The following is a 15,690-nucleotide window of genomic DNA, read 5'->3' as shown; positions in this document are numbered from 1 at the left end:
GGTGTCCTTGGCGACGCGGGGGAGGGGTCAGTCCATCAGGCTGATTTCGAAGGGAATCGGGTTGCGCATGCTGTTGGCCACGGGCGAGTAGAAATTGGCGTGCTGCACGATCTCGTCGAGCACCTCGCGCGGCGCATCGCCTTCGATCAGCACCTTGACGCGGATCGCCTGGAAGCCCATCTCGGGCGGCAGCTTCTGCAGTGCGCCGCCGGCGCCCCAGGCGGCGGGGTTGCCGATGTCGCCTTCCATGAAGACCTCGATCTTGCTCAGCTTGACCTGCTTCCAGGTGGCCACGGCGGTGATGCCCACGGCCAGGCAGCCGCCCAGGCCCGAGAGCACGATCTCGCCAGGGGCGGGTGCCGTGTCCTGGCCGAACAGGTGCAACGGCTCGTCCACCACCACGGGCGTGTGCTTGCCCACCGTGCTCAGCGAGCGGTACTGGCCTTCCATCACCGTGTGGACCTTGTTGGTGCCGCGGCTGGCGGGGTTGTTGCGGCCCTTCTCGGCAAAGGCCATGAGGCCGTCGCGGTCGATGGGGCGCAGCGCGGTGTGGATGGTGGTGACGGGGGGGGTGGGTTCCAGCAGGTCGGTGGACATGGTTTTCCTTGGAGGCGTGATGAATGAAAGAACCGAAGGGGGGAGAGCCGGTGCAGCTGCACCGGCCGGTGGTCAGGCCGCCAGGGCCAGTGCGGGCTTTCTGGCCATGCGCAGCAGGGGCAGGCCGCTCTCGATGGGCAGCTTGTCGTCGCGCGACCACTCGTTCCAGGAGCCGAAGTACATGCGCACATCGGCAAAGCCGGCCTGCTTCAAGGCCAGGAAGGTGTTGGACGCGCGTGCGCCCTTGAAGCAGTAGAGGTACACCGTGTCGCTCGGCGCGATGCCAGCAGTGGCGCATTCGGCGCGCACCTCGTCGGGCGACTTGAAGACCGGGCCCTGGGGCGAGGGCTTCATGAAGCGGTACCACTCCACCCACTTGGCGCCCGGCAGGCGTCCCTTGCGCGGCGCGAAGTCGCGGCCGTAGGGGCTGGAGCTCTCGCCGATCCACTCGTCCACGTCGCGCACATCCAGCAGCACGGTGTCCGTGCCCAGGGCATCGGCCACGTCGTCCTTGGTCAGCATCACGTCGGCCGTGGCCAGGCTGGTCGGGAAGAGGGCGGGCGTGGGCACCACGGCCTCGGTGGAGACGGGCAGCTCGGCCGCCTTCCAGGCCGAATAGCCGCCGTTCAGCACCTTGACCCTGGGATAGCCGAGCCAGGTCAGCAGGTAGTAGCCGCGGCAGGACTGGCCGTAGCCGCTGTTGAGTGCGTCTTCGTAGAACACGGCCGTCTCGGCGCCCGACAGGCCAATGGCCCCCAGGTGCGCGGCAAAGGTGTCCTTGAGCTCCTGCAGCCCCTCGGGGCTGGAGGTGGCCAGGTAGGTGAAGGTCTCGCGCAGGTTCACCGCGCCCGGGATATGGCCCAGGGCATAGGTGTCGGCGTCGCGGGTGTCGATCAGCACGACGGGCTCTGCGGCCTGCAGGGCCTGCAGCTGGGTGGGCGAGATCAGGACGGCGTCGGAATCGGTGCTCATGGGAAACCTTTCGAGGCGGTGGTGGGCAGGATGGCCTGCGTCCCTTACCGCAACAGCCGTGCCAGCAGCCCCGATTGGAGTGACGATCTTCCAGGAAGACTTTGAATGCTTGTTTTGATGCTATTCAATAGATAGCAAGATGCCGATTTTTGGGGTCCTGCAATCCAGGATGTTTCACCCCCACTGAACACTGTGTCGACAAATTGTCGACACAGTGCGGGGCCGCCGCAGGCTCAGCGCAGGCCGGCCTTGCGCAGCCGGTAGCTGAACTGGCGCAGGGTGAGCCCCAGGCCCTGGGCGGCGCGCGACTGGTTACCGTGGTGCTCGGCCAGGGCGGCCTGCAAGGCCTGTGCGGTGTGGGAATGGGCCGGGACGTAGTCGCGCACCAGGGGAGGCTCGCCGGGCGGGCGTGGCGGCGCCGCTGGCGCGGGCATGGCTGCTGTCACAGTGGTGCCGGGCAGGAAGCGGTCCAGCTCCGCGCCGGTCACCAGCGTGCCTTCGGCCAGCAGCACCAGCCGCTCGATCACGTTGCCCAGCTCGCGGATGTTGCCGGGCCAAGGCTGGGCTTCCAGCCGCGCCAGGGCGTCCACCGCCAGGTTGACGTTGCGCTGGTGGGCCTGGTTGGCGCGGCTCACGAAGTGCAGCGCCAATGCGCGCACGTCTTCGCGCCGCTCGGCCAGCGAGGGCAGGCGGATCGGGATCACGTTGAGCCGGTAGTACAGGTCCTGGCGGAACTGCCCGGCCTCCACTTCGCGCGCCAGGTCGCGGTTGGTGGCCGCCACCAGGCGCACGTTGACCTTCACCTCGCGCTGGCCGCCCAGGCGCACCAGCGTGCCCTCCTGCAGGGTGCGCAGGAGCTTGGACTGCATGGCCAGCGGCAGTTCGCCGATCTCGTCGAGGAAGATGCTGCCGCCGTCGGCCTGCTCGAACCAGCCCGCGCGCGCCGTGCTGGCACCGGTGAAGGCGCCGCGCTCGTAGCCGAACAGCTCGGACTCGAACAGCGCATCGGGAATCGCCGAACAGTTGACCTTGATGAAGGGCCGGTCGCGCCGGCCGCTGGCCAGGTGCACGGCGCGCGCGAACAGCTCCTTGCCCGTGCCCGACTCGCCCAGCAGCAGCACCGTGGCCTGGGTCTGGGAGACGCGTTCGAGTTCGCCCAGCGCCTGCAGCAACGAGGGCGAATTGCCGATCAGGCCGTAGCGTGCGCTCTTGGTGTTGAGCGCGTTGGCCAGCACGGCATTGCGCGCCTCCAGCTGGCGCGTCTGCTCGGCCACCAGGGCTTCGAGCTGCAGCAGCTGCCCTACCAGCGTGGCCAGCACGCGCAGCACGGCCAGGTCGTCGTTGAGGTGGCGCTGGCGGCTGCGGATGCGGTGGCAGGCCAGCACGCCGATCGGCGCATGGTGGAGCTCGATGGGCAGGGCGATGAAGGCGACTGTCTCGGGCGGCAGTTGGCTGCGTTCCACGGCGCGGGCCAGGAACAGGGGCTCGGCATCGATGTCCTGCACGATGGCCGGCTGGCCCGAGGCCAGTACCCGCCCGGTGATGCCTTCGCCCCAGGCATAGCGCCCGCGCTGCACCTCGGCCTGGGTCAGGCCGTAGGCATGCTGGATGGATGCCGTGCGCGGCGCGCCGGCCCCGGTGGCGTCCACCAGCACGATGCGCCCGCGGTTCAGGCCCAGCAGCTCGCTCATCAGGTGCAGCATTTCGCGCAGCACCAGCCCGGGTGCCAGGCTGCGGCCGATCAGGCGCATCACCTCGCGCATCAGCAGCAGCTCCTGCGCGTGCCAGTCGGGCTGGCTGCGCGGGTTGCCGGGGGAGGGCGGGACGGTCATGTCCCCGGTATTGCAAGTTCTGCGCCACGCGGGCCGCCTCCGGGTGCATTAAAGTTGGCACCCACGGGCCGGCCCGCATCGCCCCATCCCCTTCTACCTTCTGTCGAAAGCACCGCCATGACCACCTTCGGAACCCCCCTGTCCCCCCATGCCACCAAAGTCATGCTGCTGGGCTCGGGCGAGCTCGGCAAGGAGGTGCTGATCGCGCTGCAGCGCCTGGGCGTGGAGACCATCGCGGTCGACCGTTACGACAACGCCCCGGGCCAGCAGGTGGCCCACCACCGCCGCACCATCACCATGAGCGACCCGGCCCAGCTCAAGGCGCTGATCGAGGCCGAGCGCCCCCACCTGGTGGTGCCCGAGATCGAAGCCATCGCCACCCCCATGCTCGAAGAGCTGGAAGCCGCCGGCACCGTGCGCGTGATCCCCACCGCCCGCGCCGCGCGCCTGACCATGGACCGCGAAGGCATCCGCGTGCTGGCCGCCGAAACCCTGGCCCTGCCCACCAGCCCTTACCAATTCTGCAACTCGCTCGAAGAGCTGCAGGTTGCCATCGACGCCGGCATCGGCTACCCCTGCATCGTCAAGCCGGTGATGAGCAGCTCGGGCAAGGGCCAGAGCAAGATCGACGGCCCGGACGACGTGAAGACCGCCTGGGACTACGCCATGGCCGGTGGCCGCGTGAGCCATGGCCGCGTGATCGTCGAGGGCTTCATCGACTTCGACTACGAAATCACCCAGCTCACCGTGCGTGCCGTGGGCGCCGACGGCCAGATCGAGACCCACTTCTGCGACCCCATCGGCCACGTGCAGGTGAGCGGTGACTATGTCGAAAGCTGGCAGCCCCACCCCATGCACCCGGCGGCGCTCGAAAAGTCGCGCCAGATCGCCAAGGCCGTGACCGACAACCTGGGCGGCCAGGGCCTGTTCGGGGTGGAATTGTTCGTCAAGGGCCAGGACGTCTGGTTCAGCGAAGTGAGCCCACGCCCGCACGATACCGGCCTGGTGACCCTGTGCACCCAGAACCAGAGCGAGTTCGAACTGCACGCCCGCGCCATCCTGGGCCTGCCGGTGGACACCAGCCTGCGCAACCCCGGCGCCAGTGCCGTGATCTATGGCGGTGTGGACGCGGTGGGCATCGTCTTCGATGGCGTGGAGGACGCCCTGCGTGTGCCGGACACCGACCTGCGCCTCTTCGGCAAGCCCGAGAGCTTCACCAAGCGCCGCATGGGCGTGGCCCTGGCACGTGCGGCCGACGTGCACACCGCGCGCGACAACGCCAAGCTCGCCGCCAGCAAGGTCAAGCCACGGAAAGTGAACACCCCCTGAGTCGCTTCGCGCCTTCACCCCTCTCTCGCATTGCTGTGCAATGCGGGAGGGGGACGCCCCCGGTGCAGCGGGGCGGCCCTTGCACGGGGGCACTGGCCTTAGCCGCGCCAGTTTTCTCCGATGTGCAGCACCTCATGCAACGGGGAAAACTAGCTCAACCGTCCTCGCGGATCTGGCGCCCTGTGAGCTTGAGGAACAGGTCTTCCAGGTTCGCCGGCCGGTGCAGGGTGCGCAGGTGCGGGTGCGCGCCCAGCGCGTGCAGCAGCGGCTGGGCGTTCTGGGTGTAGAAGAACACGGTTTCGCCGCTGACCTCCACGCGCGCCGCCAGGGTGCGCAGCGCAGCGTCTTCTGCCAGGGCCACGGCGCCCACGCCGAAGACCTCCACCACGTCGGGCTCCAGGTGCTGGGCGATGAGTTCACGCGGGCGGCCTTCGGCGATCTTCCTGCCGTGGTCGAGCACCAGCAGGCGCGAGCACAGGCGTTCGGCCTCGTCCATGAAGTGGGTGGTCAGCAGGATGGACTTGCCCTGCTGCAGCAGCAGTTGCAGGCGTTCCCACATCAGGTGGCGGGCCTGGGGGTCGAGGCCCGTGGTCGGTTCGTCCAGCAGCAAGAGGCGCGGGTCGTTGACCAGTGCGCGCGCCAGACTCAGGCGCCGCTTCATGCCGCCCGACAATTCACCCGGCTTGGCGTTGGCCTTGTGCGTGAGGGCAGCGAACTCCAGCAGCCGGGGCACGCGCTCGTCCATGGCCGGGCCCTTGATGCCGAAGTAGCGGCCGAACACGCGCAGGTTCTCGTAGCAGGTGAAATCGGGGTCCAGCGTGTCGAACTGCGTCACCACCCCGATCTGCGCCTTGATGGCCAGGGCATCGTGTGGCATGTGCAGAGGGGCCGCGCCTGCGGTGGGGAAGAAGCGCACGCTGCCGCTGTCGGGGTTGGTCAGGCCCAGGCACATGCGGATGGTGGTGGTCTTGCCCGCCCCGTTGGGGCCGATCACGCCCAGGCATTCGCCGGGGGCGATCGCGAACGAGACGTCGTTGACCACCGTGGTCTCGCCATAGCTTTTGCGCAGATCGCGCACTTCGAATAGATCCGTCATGCACCGATTGTGTGCGATACCGGAATCCGGGGTGCGCTCATGCCTCGACCATGCGGCCGCGGCCCTGGGCCTTGGCCAGGTAGAGCGCGGCATCGGCCCGCGCCATCAGGTCGGGCAAGCGGGTTTCGGCGGGCAGCAGCACGGCCATGCCGGCGCTGTAGTCGAGCGTGAAGCCCAGTTCGGCGGCACTGGCATCCTGCAGGCGCGTGCGCAGGCGGCGGTCGAAGGCGATGCCCGCGGGCGCGCTGTTGTGCAGCAGCAGCACGCCGAACTCCTCGCCCCCCAGGCGCCCGACGAGGTCACCGGTGCGGCAGGTTTCCTCCAGCAGACGGGCGAAGAGTTTCAGGGCGCGGTCGCCGGTCTCATGGCCGTGGGTGTCGTTGATCTGCTTGAAGTAGTCCAGGTCCAGCACCAGCGCCGTCAGCGGCAGGTGGTGGCGCCAGGCGTGGGAAAGCATGTTCTCGGCCTGCTTGGTGAAGCCGCGCCGGTTGAGCACGCCGGTGAGCCCATCGGTCATGGCCAGCGCGCGCAGCTTCTGCTCCGCCTCGGAGCGCCAGGCCACCAGCACCGCCACGGTACCCAGCACCAGGCTCACGTTGGTGGCCACGGCGGCGGCCAGGTTCACGGGGTGCGGGGTGCGAAAGCTCGGGTACTGGTCCGTGAAGGCGCCCAGCAGGCCGCGCGCCAGCGTGAAGGCTGCAGAGGTGACCAGGCAGGCCATCAGCAGGCGCCGCCAGCGTGGGTCGGCGTAGTGCGCGGGGTAGAGCGTGGCGCGCGCCACGATGAGCAGGATGGCCGCCATCAGCAGGTTGGCCCAGCCCACGCGCCAGGCATAGTTGCCAAACGCGAGCGCATAGCCCAGCGGGGTGATCACCACCAGCACCAGCAGCAAGGACTTCAAGGGGCGCTCGCCCAGCCATTCGCGCAGAGCGCGGTACAGCATCCACTGCGCCAGCGCGTTGCAGGTCACCGACACGGTGGACAGGGCCTGGTCCCACCACGAGCCCGCTGCGATGATGGCGGCCCAGGCCGTGGCCTGCAGCAGCATGCTGGCCTGCACATGGCGGGCCGCGGGGCTCACCCCGGGGCCCATGATCAGCGGCAGGGTGGCCGAGATCATGAACAGGTTGGCGGCCATCACCGCCATCAGTGTCAAAAAGTCCAGTGGCATGGGGGTGCCGCCCTGCGGCAGGGGAGATTTACTGGAACGCCACCTCGGCAAAGCTGCGCAGCTTGCGGCTGTGCAGGCGGTGGATGCCGCCTTCGCGCAGGATCTCGATGGCGCGCATGCCGATGCGCAGATGCTGGTCCACCCGCTCGCGGTAGAAGTGGTTGGCCATGCCGGGCAGCTTGATCTCGCCGTGCAGCGGCTTGTCGCTCACGCACAGCAGGGTGCCGTAGGGCACGCGGAAGCGGAAACCGTTGGCCGCGATGGTGGCGCTTTCCATGTCCAGCGCCACGGCGCGGCTTTGGCTGAAGCGGCGCTGGGGCATGTTGTCGGGCAGAAGCTCCCAGTTGCGGTTGTCGGTGCTGGCCACCGTGCCGGTGCGCATGATGCGCTTCAAGTCCGCCTCGGCGATCTGCGTGACGTCGGCCACGGCCTGCTCCAGCGCCACCTGGATCTCGGCCAGCGCCGGGATGGGCACCCACAGCGGCAGTTCCTCGTCGAGCACATGGTCCTCGCGCACGTAGGCATGCGCCAGCACGTAGTCGCCCAGTTGTTGGCTGTTGCGCAGGCCCGCGCAGTGGCCCAGCATCATCCAGGCATGCGGGCGCAGCACGGCGATGTGGTCGGTGATGGTCTTGGCATTGGCCGGGCCCACGCCGATGTTGACCATGGTGATGCCGCTGCGGTCCTTGCGCACCAGGTGGTAGGCGGGCATCTGCGGCAGGCGCGGCGGGGCCACGCCCAGGGCGTCGGCCTCGGCGGCCGGCAGGCCGGTGCGGCGCGTGATCACGTTGCCGGGTTCGATGAAGGCCACGTACTCGCTGTCGGGCTTGGCCATCTCGGCATGGCCCAGGCGCACGAACTCGTCGATGTAGAACTGGTAGTTGGTGAACAGCACGAAGTTTTGGAACCACTCGGGTGCCGTGCCCGTGTAGTGGCGCAGGCGGTGCAGCGAGTAGTCCACGCGCGGCGCGGTGAACAGCGACAGCGGTTGTGCCTCGCCCGCGCGCGGCGCCCAGGTGCCATTGGCGATGCCGTCGTCCATGGCCGCCAGGTCGGGCAGGTCGAACACGTCGCGCATCAGCATGCGGCGCTCCTGTGTCAGCGTGCCCTCGATGTGGTCGTGCTCGGCGAACGAGAAGTGGATCGGGATGGGCTGGGCGCTGGTGCCCACCTCCAGTTCCACGTTGTGGCTCTTGCGCAGCAGGCGGAACTGCTCGGCGTAGTAGTCGCCGAACAGGTCCGGGCGGGTCAGCGTGGTTTCGTAGCGGCCGGGGCCTTCCACGAAGCCGTAGGCCAGCTTGGTATCGGCACGCGCCACCGTGGCGGTGTGGATGCGCACGAAGGGGTAGAAGGCGCGCACATGCCCCCCCGGCGTCTCGCCAGACACGAACTGGTGCATGGCCTCGCGCAGGTGGCCGATCTGCTGCTGGTAGATGCGCTGCACCTGGGCCAGGGCCTCGGCGGGGTCGGTGTGGCGGGTCGGAGCGATGAAGTCGGGAATGAGGGGCATGGCCCTATTGTCCACATGCGGCGGGGTGGCTGGCATGACAGCCGCTTGCCGCGCATCAGAAATTCATGGGAAAGCCTCCCGATCGGCCCTTGGCGGCGCCGGGCAGGCGTTCAGGCCGCCGTCCGCGTGGAGTGCGCAAGGAGCCACTGGCGGATGGCGGGGGCGTCCATGGGCACCGAGATCAGGTGCCCTTGGGCCAGGTCGCAGTCCAGGCTGCGCAGCAGCGCCATCTGTTCGGTGGTCTCCACCCCTTCGGCCACGGTTTGGAGCTGCAGGCTGCGGCCCATCTGCACGATGGCGGTGACGATGGCCACGTCATCGGCACTGTCCGGGGTGTCCATCACGAAGGACCGGTCGATCTTGAGCTTGTCGATCGGGTAGCGCTTGAGGTAGGCCAGCGATGAGTAGCCGGTGCCGAAGTCGTCGATGGAAATGCCCACGCCCAGGTCCTTGAGGGCCTGCAGCGTACCAAGCACCTGGCCGGTCTGGTGCATCAGCACCGATTCGGTCAACTCGATCTCCAGGTACTGCGGCGCCAGGCCCGTGGCCTCCAGGGCGGCGGCGATCTCGCCGGCCACGTCGCGCTGGCGGAATTCCAGCGCCGACAGGTTGACGGCCACCGGCACCAGGGCCAGGCCCTCGTCCTGCCAGGCCTTGAGCTGGCGGCAGGCCTCGTGCAGCACCCAGCGGCCGATCGGTGTGATCAGCCCGCGCGACTCGGCAAAGGTGATGAAGTCGCTGGGCCCCACCAGGCCGCGCACCGGGTGGCGCCAGCGCACCAGGGCCTCGAAGCCCCGCAGCGCACCGTCCTTCAGGCAGATCTGCGGCTGGTAGTGCAGCACGAAGGCGTTGTCCGCGATGGCCTCGCGCAGTAGGCGCTCCTGCTGCAGCACCTCCATGGCGCGCAGGTCCATGCCGGGCTGGTAGAACTGCCGGTTGCCGCGGCCACTGTCCTTGGCCTGCTGCATGGCCGCGTCGGCACAGCGCAGCAGCGCATCGCCGCTGGCCCCGTCGTCCGGGAACAAGCTGATGCCGATGGACGGCGACATGGTCAGCGGCAGGTGGCCCACCGTGAAGACGGTGCGCATGGCCTGCAGCACGGCGTCGGCGACCTGGGCCGCATCATCGGGCGCATGGATGCCGGTGAGCACCAGCACGAACTCGTCGCTGCCCAGGCGGGCCACCATGTCGGCTTCTCCCACGCAGTGGCGCAGCCGGTCGGCCACCTCGCGCAGCAACTGGTCGCCCGCGTGGTGTCCGAGCGAATCGTTCACGGTCTTGAAATGGTCCAGGTTCACGAACAGCACGGCCAACCGGCCCTGGCGGCGGGCCAGCGCCTGGGACAACCGGTCCATCAGGTGGCGCCGGTTGGGCAGTTGCGTGAGTGAGTCGTGCAGGGCATTGAAGGCCTCGCGCTCCTGCGCCTGCTTGCGCGCCGTGATGTCGCGCACCACCACGATGCGGTAATCCGCATGGTGGAACGGCATGGTCTTGCCCACCACCTCCACCGGAATGGCGTGGCCGTCCTTGTGGCGGATGGTGACCTCGTAAGGGTCCTCGCGGCCGCTGCGTGTGTAGTCGAGCGCCACGGCGCGCCATTCGGGGCTGATGAAGTTGAAGATGGACAGGCCCACCACCTCGTGCAGCGCGTAGCCGGTGAGCCGGTACAGCGCCTCGTTGCCGTCGGAGATCAGCCCGTCGCGGTGGAACACGATGGCTTCGTCCGTCGCCTCGGTGAACTTGCGCATGCGCTCTTCGCTCTCGCGCACCGAGCGTTCGGCACGCCAGCGCTCGGTGATGTCGGTGATCAGCACGAAGGATCCGACCTGCCGGAGCTTTTGCGCATCCTCGAAATGCGGAATGAGATTCACCTCGATCATGCGCGACTCGCCATTGGGCAGGGTCTGCTCGCGCGCGTACTTGACGTGCTCGCCCCGGCTGGAGCGCTCCACATGGGGCTGTATGGCCTGCCAGGCCTTGTCGCCGATGGCTTCCTGCACCGTGAGGCCCAGGATGGATTCGGTGGAATGGCCGTTGTAGGCTGCGTAGCCCTGGTTGGCGAAGAGGCAGCGCAGGCCGGGCAGGTCGAAATAGGCCATCAGCGCGGGCACGGAGTCCGCGATCAGGCGCAACAGCAGGTCGCTGGAGCGGCCTTGCTCGGCGGTGCTGGCTGCGTTGATCGTTTCTGGCATGTACCACCCGGTTCCTGCACTGTCTTCGTTATAGCCGATTCATCCGGCGCTGGCGCAGGTAGTTGCACCTATGCTGAGCGGCATCAAATAGGGCATTTCCGGCCCTCCCCGGATAATCGCCCCATGACCTCCAAAGAAAACCAAGCCGCCACCGATTTCAGTGCGCTGGCCCTCAGCCCCGCCACGCTGGCCAATCTGCAGCAGCTGGGCTACACCCAGATGACCCCCATCCAGGCGGCCAGCCTGCCGCCCGCGCTGCTCGGCAAGGACCTGATCGCCCAGGCCAGCACCGGCAGCGGCAAGACGGCCGCCTTCGCCCTGGCCCTGCTGGCCTACCTCAACCCGCGCCGCTTTGCCGTGCAGGCGCTGGTGCTGTGCCCCACGCGCGAGTTGGCCGACCAGGTGACCACCGAAATCCGCCGCCTGGCGCGGGCCGAAGAGAACATCAAGGTCGTGACCCTGTGCGGCGGCGTGCCGCTGCGCGGCCAGACCGTGAGCCTGGAGCACGGCGCCCACATCGTGGTCGGCACGCCCGGCCGGGTGATGGACCACCTGGAGCGGCAGAACCTCTCCCTGGAGGCGCTCAACACCCTGGTGCTCGACGAGGCCGACCGCATGCTGGACATGGGTTTCTTCGACGACATCGCCACCGTGGCGCGCCAGTGCCCCAAGGAGCGCCAGACGCTGCTGTTCTCGGCCACCTACCCCGAGGGAATCGCCAAGCTCAGCCAGCAGTTCATGAAGGCGCCCGAGCAGATCACGGTGCAGGCACAGCATGCCGAGGGCAAGATCGAGCAGCGCTGGTACGAAGTCAAGACCTCCGAACGCCTGCACGCCGTCTCGCAGATCCTCGACCACTTCCGGCCCGAATCCTCGCTGGCCTTTTGCAACACCAAGCAGCAGTGCCGCGACCTGGTGGCCGTGCTGCAGTCCCAGGGCTTCAGCGCCCTGGCGCTCTATGGCGAGCTCGAGCAGCGCGAGCGTGACCAGGTGCTGGTGCAGTTCGCCAACCGCAGCTGCTCGGTGCTCGTCGCCACCGACGTGGCCGCGCGCGGCCTCGATATCGCCAACCTGGCGGCCGTGATCAACGTGGACGTGACGCCCGACCCCGAGGTGCACATCCACCGCATCGGCCGCACCGGTCGCGGTGATGCCGAGGGCCTGGCGCTGAACCTGGCGAGCATGGACGAGATGGGCAGCGTGGGCAAGATCGAGCAGCTGCAAGGCCGCGAATCGCGCTGGTACCCGGTGGCCGAGCTCACTCCCACGGGCAGCGGCCCCCTGGTGCCGCCCATGGCCACGATCCAGATCATCGGTGGGCGCAAGGAAAAGATCCGCGCCGGCGACGTGCTGGGCGCGCTCACCGGCGACATGGGCTACACCCGCGAACAGATCGGCAAGATCAACGTCAACGAGTTTTCCACCTACGTGGCGGTGGACCGGGCCATCGCCCGTCAGGCGGCAGACCGCCTCAACAGCGGCCGGGTCAAGGGCAAGGCCGTCAAGGCCAGGCTCGTTACCGACTGAGCATTTGCACCATGGCATCGTAGCCCCGCTGGCGCGCCAGTTGCAGCGGCGTGTTGCCCTGCCGGTCGGTCAGTGCCTGGCTGGCGCCGGCCTTGACGAGGGCCTTGAGCGTGGCCTGGTGGCGCGGCCCGCCGTTGCCCAGCACGATGGACTCGATCAATGCCGTCCAGTGCAGGTTGTTCACATGGTCCAGCGGGGCGCCGGCCGCGATCAGCTGGCGCACCACGCCATCGTGGCCCAGGTGGGCGGCGGCGATCAGGGCCGTGCCGTCGTAGCGGCTGGTCACCTGTTTGGCACTGGCGCCCAGCGAGAGCAGCAGGGCCAGGGTGTCCTCGTCGTCCGCCACGGCGGCGATCGTCACGGCGTCGTAGCGGTCGTTCTCCAGCAGGTCCAGCCCGGCGCCGGCCTTGGCCAGCACGCGGATGGCCTCGCGCTGGCGGGCAAAGGTGGCCACGTGCAGGGGCGTGCGCCCATGGGCGTCGCGGGCATTGACCTGGGCGGCGCCGGCTCCTGCAAGCAGGCGCTGCAGGGCCGCACTGTCACCTTGGGCCGCCGCCGCATGCACCCCCTGGTAGGCGGCGGCGTCCGCCGGGCTGGGCGGCACCTGGGCCTGGGCCTGCTGCAGCGCAGCGCAGGCCAGGGTTGCGGCGATGGCGCACAGCGCACGCGCCGTGCTCGCGAAAGAAGGGGCGGTGCGGTGGGCCATGGCTTTGTCTCCGTCGGTTGCCTGAGGCTTACTTGAGCTGGTCCTGCACCTTGGCGATGCCGGCCACAGCGCATTGTTCGTCCAGGTGGCCGCCGGGCGCACCGCCCACGCCCACGGCGCCGATCACTTCGTTGCCCACCTTCACCGGCACGCCGCCGCCCAGCAGCAGATAGCCGGGGATGTTGACCAGGTTGGCGGCTGCGGGGTTCTTCTGCGCACCTTCCATCATGGCCAGCGTGGTGTTCTTGGCCGAGGCCGAGGTGTAGGCCTTCAGGCGGCTGGCTTCCAGGGTGTGTGGGCCGGCGTTGTCGGCGCGGTACACGGCGCGCACGGTGCCGGCGCGGTCCACCACGGTGGCGGTCACGGCATAGCCGTTGGCGGTGCAGGTGGCCACGGTCTGGGCGGCGATCTGCGTGGCCAGGTCCAGCGAGATGTTCTTTTCGGTGCGAACGCCTTCGGCGCTGGCAGCGGTGGCGACGAAAGCGAGGGCGATGGCGGCGGTCTTGAAGTGGCGTTGCATGGTGTGTTCTCCGGTGGTGTGGAAGGCCGGCCTGGCAGGGTGTCGGGCCGTGGGAGAACTGTAAAAAATGCGGGCCGCCGGCACCATTCGTGCGGCTACGCGCGCGCCTCCGTAGAACTACGGAGCGCTGTCCACCAGCGCGGCGTAGCGCCGTATCAGCTGCGCCAGCGACTCGATGCCGAGCTTGGCGAACAGGTTGGCGCGGTGGGTTTCCACCGTGCGCGGCGAGAGTTCCAGCGCGCGGCCGATCTCCTTGTTGGTCAGGCCCTCGACGATCAGGCCCAGCACCTCCCGCTCGCGTGCCGATAGCTGGGCGTGGCGCTCGCGGGCCTGCTGGTCGGCCTGGTGGCGCTCGCGTGAGCGCACGTGCTGGCGCACGGCGTTCTGCAGCGCTTCGAGCAGCACCTCGTCGTCCACCGGCTTTTCGAGGAACTCGGCGGCCCCGGTCTTGAAGGCGCGGCGGCACATGTCCACCGTGCCATGGCCGGTGAGCATGATCACCGGCTGGTCCACGCCCTGCGCCAGCAGCTGCTCCAGCAGGGCCAGCCCGCTGGTGCCGGGCATGCGCACGTCGAGCACGATGGCGCCGATGCCGGCACGGTCGAAGCCCGCGGCAAAGGCCAGCGGGTCGGCCCAGGCCTGCACGCGCAGGCCCACGGTGCCGATCAGCAGGGACAGTCCCTCGCGCACGGCGGCATCGTCGTCCACCAGGTGGATCAGCGGGGACAGGGGCGTGGCATGGTCGGTCATGGAAGCACGGGAGTGTGGATGGGTGCAGCCGGGTGCGCTGCCGCGGGCGCCTGCGCCGTGACCGGCAGCACCAGCACGAAGGCCGCGCCCCGGCCGGCCGCGGGCGCCAGCCACAGCTGTGCACCCATGGCCTGGGCCAGGCTTTCGCACAGCGTGAGCCCCAGGCCCAGGCCGCCTTCGCGCGTGGTGTAGAAGGGCTCGAACAGGCGGTCGCGCGCCTCGGCCGGTATGCCCGGGCCATGGTCGCGCACGGTCAGCGCCACCTGTCCCGTGTCCTGCCGGGCCAGGTGCAGCTCCAGCCGGCGCTCGCCTGCCGGCACCTGCTCCATGGCCTGCAGGGCATTCATCACCAGGTTGTGCACGATCTGCTGCAGGGCCACGGGCTCTGCCAGCACCGCGGGCAGGTCGGGTTCGGCGGCCAGGTCCAGCGCCACGCCGCGCTGCTTGAGCTCGGGCTCCACCAGGTGCAGCACGTCCTGCACGGCGGCCGGCAGGGCCAGCGGCTGGGCCTGCCCGGCCAGGTCGGGGCGCTCCACCAGGCGGCGCAGCCGGCCCACCACGGCCGATGCGCGGCGTGCCTGTTCCACGGCGCGGCCCATGGCGTCGAAGGCGGTGTCCAGGTCGGGCGGCGATTCGCCCAGCAGGCGCTTGGCGGCCTGGGTGCTGGCCAGCAGGGCCGTGAGGGGCTGGTTGAGCTCGTGCGCCATGCCGGCGGCCAGCTCGCCCAGGGTGTTGAGCCGGGCCACCTGGCCCAGGCGCAGCAGCTCCTCGGCCCGCTGGCGCGCCACGCGCTGGCGCCACCAGGCCAGCGCACCGGCCCAGAGGGCGGCCGTGAGCACGCACCAGCCCAGCATGGTCCACCAGGGCAGCTCGGCCGGGGTCACGGTGCGTTCGGCCACCACGTCCAGGGGCTGGCTCGGCGATGCCAGCAGCTTGTGCACGTTGAAATGCCAGCCCATGCGGTCCAGGCGGCGCCCCGGCTGCACCACGAAGGACTGGCCGGCCCAGTCCAGCGCCACGCGCACCGGGCTGGTCACCGGGTTCATCGGCCATTCCTCCAGCGGCACGGTCGCCGCCAGGTCGATCTGCAGGGCATAGCTGGCCGGCGTGCCTGCCAGCACCAGGTGGTAGCGGCCGGCGGCCAGGTCGGCCAGGGCCATCTCGGCGCGGCCGGAGCGGCGCGACGCGGCCTCGGCCGCATCCAGTGCGGCTTTCTGCGCGGCAGGCCAGGCACCGCCGGCCGGGCGCTGCAGCACGGCCAGGATCTGGGGGTAGACCGAGGGCAGGCGCGGCAGGGTCGAGGCGGCAGCCGTGTCGGCCACGGCGCCGGGCACCGGGGGCTGCAGCAGCGCCAGCGTGGCCATCACGGCATCGTGCTGCACCACCCGCTGGCTCAGCAGCCGGTGCACGATGCGCGCGTCGGTGTCGAAGGCCGCACGCAACTGCTCCACGCGCGCATGCGCCAGCCAGCCGGCACCGGCGGGGGCC

13 protein-coding genes are annotated in these 15,690 nt (G+C 69.4%); 2 read left to right on the top strand and 11 right to left on the bottom strand.

What is annotated here, in order from left to right:
* Positions 1–27: 27 nt before the first annotated feature.
* From PMI14_RS30325 to PMI14_RS30315, 3 genes are all read right to left on the bottom strand, one after another.
* On the bottom strand, positions 28–597 hold the full coding sequence (locus PMI14_RS30325) for an OsmC family protein (RefSeq protein WP_007860992.1): 570 nt from the start codon (positions 595–597) through the stop codon (positions 28–30).
* Between the two features lie 72 nt (positions 598–669).
* The gene (locus PMI14_RS30320; RefSeq protein ID WP_007860989.1) at positions 670–1,569 is read right to left on the bottom strand and encodes a sulfurtransferase; all 900 of its coding nucleotides are present in this window, start codon (positions 1,567–1,569) and stop codon (positions 670–672) included.
* A 233-nt stretch (positions 1,570–1,802) separates the two neighbouring features.
* Entirely contained in the window at positions 1,803–3,401 is a 1,599-nt protein-coding gene (locus tag PMI14_RS30315) for a sigma-54-dependent Fis family transcriptional regulator (protein WP_007860987.1), read from the bottom strand.
* A gap of 117 nt (positions 3,402–3,518) precedes the next feature.
* On the opposite strand from PMI14_RS30315, the gene purT reads away from it, so the two are divergent.
* A complete protein-coding gene (gene purT, locus PMI14_RS30310) occupies positions 3,519–4,730 on the top strand; it encodes a formate-dependent phosphoribosylglycinamide formyltransferase (RefSeq protein ID WP_007860978.1) in 1,212 nt (403 codons plus the stop codon).
* A gap of 154 nt (positions 4,731–4,884) precedes the next feature.
* Here purT and PMI14_RS30305 read toward each other — a convergent pair whose 3' ends face one another.
* The 4 genes from PMI14_RS30305 to PMI14_RS30290 all read right to left on the bottom strand — a co-directional run bounded on the left by PMI14_RS30305 (position 4,885) and on the right by PMI14_RS30290 (position 10,699).
* Positions 4,885–5,826 carry an ATP-binding cassette domain-containing protein gene (locus PMI14_RS30305; protein WP_007860976.1) on the bottom strand — a complete coding sequence of 314 codons (942 nt, stop codon included), beginning with the start codon at positions 5,824–5,826 and terminating at the stop codon, positions 4,885–4,887.
* A 37-nt stretch (positions 5,827–5,863) separates the two neighbouring features.
* Entirely contained in the window at positions 5,864–6,997 is a 1,134-nt protein-coding gene (locus PMI14_RS30300) for a GGDEF domain-containing protein (protein WP_007860975.1), read from the bottom strand.
* 28 nt (positions 6,998–7,025) lie between these two features.
* The gene (locus tag PMI14_RS30295; protein ID WP_007860974.1) at positions 7,026–8,507 is read right to left on the bottom strand and encodes an AMP nucleosidase; all 1,482 of its coding nucleotides are present in this window, start codon (positions 8,505–8,507) and stop codon (positions 7,026–7,028) included.
* A 110-nt stretch (positions 8,508–8,617) separates the two neighbouring features.
* On the bottom strand, positions 8,618–10,699 hold the full coding sequence (locus PMI14_RS30290; RefSeq protein WP_007860973.1) for a bifunctional diguanylate cyclase/phosphodiesterase: 2,082 nt from the start codon (positions 10,697–10,699) through the stop codon (positions 8,618–8,620).
* A 123-nt stretch (positions 10,700–10,822) separates the two neighbouring features.
* Between PMI14_RS30290 and dbpA the strand changes: the two genes are divergently transcribed.
* Positions 10,823–12,226 (top strand): ATP-dependent RNA helicase DbpA, encoded by a 1,404-nt coding sequence (gene dbpA, locus PMI14_RS30285; RefSeq protein WP_007860972.1) that lies wholly within the window; start codon positions 10,823–10,825, stop codon positions 12,224–12,226.
* Here the strand turns inward: dbpA and PMI14_RS30280 are convergent.
* The 4 genes from PMI14_RS30280 to PMI14_RS30265 all read right to left on the bottom strand — a co-directional run.
* A complete protein-coding gene (locus PMI14_RS30280; RefSeq protein ID WP_007860971.1) occupies positions 12,216–12,932 on the bottom strand; it encodes an ankyrin repeat domain-containing protein in 717 nt (238 codons plus the stop codon). The genes dbpA and PMI14_RS30280 overlap by 11 nt on opposite strands.
* A gap of 28 nt (positions 12,933–12,960) precedes the next feature.
* Entirely contained in the window at positions 12,961–13,452 is a 492-nt protein-coding gene (locus PMI14_RS30275) for a heme-binding protein (RefSeq protein WP_007860970.1), read from the bottom strand.
* A gap of 117 nt (positions 13,453–13,569) precedes the next feature.
* Positions 13,570–14,202, bottom strand: a complete 633-nt coding sequence (locus PMI14_RS30270; RefSeq protein WP_007860968.1) for a response regulator transcription factor — start codon at positions 14,200–14,202, stop codon at positions 13,570–13,572.
* On the bottom strand, positions 14,199–15,690 hold a 1,492-nt coding region (locus PMI14_RS30265; RefSeq protein ID WP_007860966.1), incomplete at its 5' end, for a sensor histidine kinase. The genes PMI14_RS30270 and PMI14_RS30265, both read right to left, overlap by 4 nt.

The organism is Acidovorax sp. CF316, from assembly GCF_000276605.1.
GTDB lineage: Bacteria > Pseudomonadota > Gammaproteobacteria > Burkholderiales > Burkholderiaceae_C > Acidovorax.
This window is presented reverse-complemented; position numbering and strand designations above follow the sequence as displayed.